4 protein-coding genes are annotated in these 4,427 nt (G+C 64.8%); all 4 read left to right on the top strand.

Annotation, left to right across the window (positions count from 1 at the left end):
* On the top strand, positions 1–283 hold a 283-nt coding region (locus EOM25_12585; GenBank protein ID NCC26010.1), incomplete at its 5' end, for a type II toxin-antitoxin system mRNA interferase toxin, RelE/StbE family.
* Positions 284–375: 92 nt separating this feature from the next.
* Entirely contained in the window at positions 376–1,338 is a 963-nt protein-coding gene (locus tag EOM25_12580) for an alcohol dehydrogenase (protein NCC26009.1), read from the top strand.
* A gap of 10 nt (positions 1,339–1,348) precedes the next feature.
* A complete protein-coding gene (locus tag EOM25_12575; protein ID NCC26008.1) occupies positions 1,349–3,889 on the top strand; it encodes a hypothetical protein in 2,541 nt (846 codons plus the stop codon).
* Between the two features lie 177 nt (positions 3,890–4,066).
* On the top strand, positions 4,067–4,427 hold a 361-nt coding region (locus EOM25_12570), incomplete at its 3' end, for a flagellin (GenBank protein NCC26007.1).

The following is a 4,427-nucleotide window of genomic DNA, read 5'->3' as shown; positions in this document are numbered from 1 at the left end:
GTATAGGTTCGCTTGGTCGGAAAGCTTCAAGCGCGGATTTAAAAAGGCTTCCCGGAATAACCCGCTTCTTCGGCAAAAGCTGTTCGATGCCCTGGGAATCCTCTGCATGGACCCCTTCAGTCCGAGCCTGAAATCTCACAAACTCCACGGCAAACTTGAAGGCCTTTGGGCCTGTCGTGCTGATTACGATTGCCGAATCGTCTTTTCTTTTGAAATGGACCAGGACTCCGGAGATGATTTGATTGTCTTGATCGACGTGGGAAAACATGACGAGGTCTACTGACACGTTCCATCTGCCCGCCCGTCTTTGATCAAGCCTGCGCCACGCCAGCATGAACGTATAACGCAAACTATCAGGAGGACCCCATGCCCGTCATGAAAGCCATCGTGTTCAACGGCCAAAAACTCCAATACGTCGAGGACCATCCCCGTCCCGAGGTCAAACCAGGCTGGGCCCTCGTCCGGGTCCAGTTGGCCGGGGTCTGCAAGACCGACCTGGAACTCATGAAGGGCTACATGGGATTCACCGGAGTTCTGGGCCACGAGTTCCTGGGCCACGTGGAGGCCTGCGAGGACGCGTCCTGGATCGGCAAGCGGGTGGTGGGCGAAATCAATGCCGCCTGCGGAAAATGCGAGTGGTGCGCCAAGGGCCTCGGCCGCCACTGCCCCAATCGGACCACCTTGGGCATCTTCGGTCTGGACGGCTGCATGGCCGAATACTGCGTCCTCCCCATAGAGAACCTTCTGGAGGTCCCGGACTACATCCCCGACGACCGGGCCATCCTGACCGAACCCCTGGCCGCGGCCTGTGAGATTTTGGAGCAGATCCACCTCATGGGCACGGAACAGGTCGTGGTCCTTGGCGACGGCCGCCTGGGCATCCTCTGCGCCTGGGCCCTGTCCACGGTCTGCCCCGACCTGACCCTGGGCGGCCATCATCCCGAAAAACTCGAACTGGCCCTCTGGCGGGACATCAAGACCGTGTCCCGGGCCGAGGACGTGCCCCGGGGCGTGGACCTGGTGGTCGAGGCCACGGGTTCGGGACGGGGGATCACCCAGGCCATGGACATCTGCCGACCCCGGGGGACCATCGCCCTCAAGTCCACCGTGGCCCTCCAGGGCGAGGTCAACCTGGCCCCCCTAGTCATCAACGAGTTGACCGTGGTCGGGTCGCGCTGCGGCCGGTTCGCCGACGCCCTGGACATGATGACCTCCTTCCCGGACATGCCCCTGGAGCGGCTGGTCACCGACCGCTTCCCCATGGACCGGGCCGAGGAGGCCTTTGCCCGGGCCGCCGACGGCCAGGCCCTCAAGGTCGTCCTTCAGATCCGGAACTGAGCCGAAACCCATGACGGACAAGCGCGACGTCGGTTCCCTGCTTCGAGGTCTCATCCGCCAAGACGGAACCCGCGAAAGACCCCGCCAAACCGAAGAGTACCGGGGCACCACCCTGGGTGTGCCCCTGATCCCGGCCGGGGACGATCGACTGACCATCGACCTCACCGGTCTGCGGGTCTTCCGCAACCTGCATTCCCTGGTCCGCCTCCTCTGCGGTCAGGTCCTGGAGCAATGCGGGTTCGGCGCGGCCGACATCATGGTCCGCCAGCGGATGGACCCCCGCCTGACCCCGGACCTGGCCCTGGCCGGGCTGGACTGGATCACGGTCTATGTCCGGGCCGACGCGGCCGAGGGCCTGCCCTTTGCCCATCTCCAGTTCGAGAACCGCATGCAGGCCGTGTTCCGGGCCCTGCAGACCCGGGCCTGGGGAGGCATCCTCTTTCCGGCCCTCTTTGACCTTCCGGTTGCCGAGGCCGCCCCCCCGGCCCTGCTCTTCCCCTTCCACCTCCGCAAGGGCGAAAACGAGGGCGAGCACTACTTCCTGCTCGAACACGACCCGGCCGGCCGCTTTCTGCGCCTGACCGTGGAGGACGCGGCCGTGTCCCGCCTGCAACTCAAGCACATCCGTCACCGGGTCGTGGACCTGCCGCCCGTGGCCTCGTTCATCCCCGACGTGCACCTGGTGGCCGAAACCCTGCGCCAGAGCCTGTTCAAGGAGACCCTGGACAACCGCAACGAATACCGAGAGATCGCCGCCCACCAGCCCGACCTCTTTGAGCATTTGCATGGCAGCGGCCTGCCCGGCCTGAAGACCATCCACTTTCGCTGGCCCACGGACGACGTCCAGGCCCTGCTCCTGGAGGCCAGGGACCGGGAACAGGCCTTCAGCGCCTCCCTGGCCATGCTCATGCAGGAGATCCAGCTCCTGGAGGACCCCAGGGTCCTGGCCGAGCTGGCCAGGGGCCGGTTGCTGGATGTGCGCTCCGGGTCCTTTCACATCTATTTCGACCTCTCCCGCTTCGGGGCCTGCCTGAACGTCAGCTTCGACGTGCCCCGGACCGTCCCGGCCCTGAACGAGTACCTGCGGGCCATGCCCGTTTTGAACCGGGCCTCGGCTGGCCGGCCCCAGGCCCTGGCCGGGGTGCGGGTCTTCCTCATCCACCACGCCACGGCCGAGGTTTTGGGTCTGGTTAAGGCCCTGGATGTTGCCGGGTGCCCGTCCCTGGCCACTTTTTTCGTCAAGTACGCGGGCATCGTCCCTGAAATCTACATCGAGACCCTCATGGCCCTGCCTGCGGAACAATTCCGTTTTCACGGCCTACAGAAGCTGGAAAGCCGGGAGCATCTGGCCGGATACTTTGCCGTGTCCCGCCAATTCGGCCCCAAGCCGGAACTCCACGACCTGGACAGGGTTCTTCTGGACGGGCGACTGGACTTTCTCCAGGCCATGCGCCTGGTCTCCGGCCATGTCTTTCTGCAGGAAGTCTTGGCCGCCCGGGAGGCCGGGGAAAAGATGCTCCTCGTCGAGGACGGCGGGTATCTGGCCCCGGTTTTGAATCGCTTCTGCCTGGAAGGGGCCAGCGTGGGCGAGATCTTCGATCACTTCCGCCTCCCGGCCCCGGAAGACGAGGCCGAGCGGCCCCTGGGCGACTGGCTGAATGAGTTTTTCCTGGGCGCCGTAGAGCACACCCGCAACGGCTACGACGCCAATCTGGTCGTGGAACGGGACTTCGGCCGCCTGCATTTTCCCGTGGGAAGCATCGCCGTGTCCGGGCTGAAAACCGGGCCCGAGGCCCGGGAGTGCGCCATCTCCATCCTGGCCTCGGTGGAGGCCATCCTCCACCGCCTGGGCCTGCTCATGTCCCGTCGCGACATCGTTGTCCTGGGCTCGCGGGGGGCCATCGGGGCCTTTGTCGGCCGGACCCTCCTGCCGCGCATGAGCACCGGACGGCTCTTGGGCGTGGACATCGTCGTCTCCTCGCCCACGGACGAATCCGGATTCCCCGAGGCCGCCACCCTGGACGAACTGGACCCCGGGGCCCTGCGCCGAGCCGATCTCTTCATCGGCGTGGTCGGCCTCTCCATTCTGGAGGCCCGGCACCTGGAGGACCTGGTCCTGAACGGTTCACGCCCCGACCTTTTCTTTGTCAGCGGTTCCACCAAGACCGTGGAGTTCACCCATCTCTCGGCTTGGCTCCAGAATTTGCGCCTGGCCGCCGACCCCCGCGTCGGAGGCTTGCGCGTGAAAGTCTCCTGGGCCGACCTGCGCGATCTCCAGACCGGGGCCCTCCAGGGCCAGCGGGTCACCCTGGCCTTTCCCGACGACCCGGCCAGGGACAAGCAACTCTACCTCCTGGCCGAGCTGACCCCCATCAACTTCCTCCACTACGGCATCCCCCGGGAGATCATCGACGAGGTCATGGCCCAGCTCTTTCGGGTCTCCTGCGGTCTGGTCCGCCGTCAGACTTCAGACGATCCCCTGCCCCCGGCCCTTTTGGCCGTGGACCGCCAGATCGACGTGGACGCCGGGCCGCTCAAGAATCCGCGATAGGTTCGACCCGTCGGCCCCGAACCCCATTCTGTCTTGATGCCAGGTTCTTGAATGAATCTGGCATCCTTCTTGTATTCAGCTGCCAAGCATCAAGTTTTTTCCCTCTTCGGACGATATACATTCCAGGCCTTGAGAATTGGCCCTTGCCGAACAGGCTGGATCACAAGGAGGTGGTTCATGTCTCTGGTGATAAACCACAATCTCATGGCCATGAACGCGGCCAGAAACCTGAGCAGCGGGTACACGGCCCTGGGCACGTCCGCCCGCCGACTGTCCTCGGGCCTGCGCATCGGCACTGCAGCCGACGACGCCGCCGGCCTGGCCGTCCGCGAACTCATGCGCGCGGACATCGCCTCCCTCAACCAGGGCATACGCAACGCCAACGACGCCATCTCCCTCATCCAGACCGCCGACGGGGCCCTGGGGGTCATCGACGAGAAGCTCATCCGCATGAAGGAGCTGGCTACCCAGGCGGCCACCGGCACCTACACCTCGACCCAGCGCCTGATCATCGATTCCGAGTACCAGGCCATGGCCT

The organism is Deltaproteobacteria bacterium (genome assembly GCA_009929795.1).
Classification (GTDB): domain Bacteria; phylum Desulfobacterota; class Desulfovibrionia; order Desulfovibrionales; family Desulfomicrobiaceae; genus RZZR01.
Note: the sequence above shows the minus strand (reverse complement) of the source record. Positions and strands in the feature narration are given on the sequence as shown.

What these genes read in the sequence shown, in the direction of transcription:
- EOM25_12580 (NCC26009.1), top strand. Translation starts at nt 376, where the DNA reads ATGAAAGCCATCGTGTTCAACGGCCAAAAACTCCAATACGTCGAGGAC.
- EOM25_12575 (NCC26008.1), top strand. Translation starts at nt 1,349, where the DNA reads ATGACGGACAAGCGCGACGTCGGTTCCCTGCTTCGAGGTCTCATCCGC.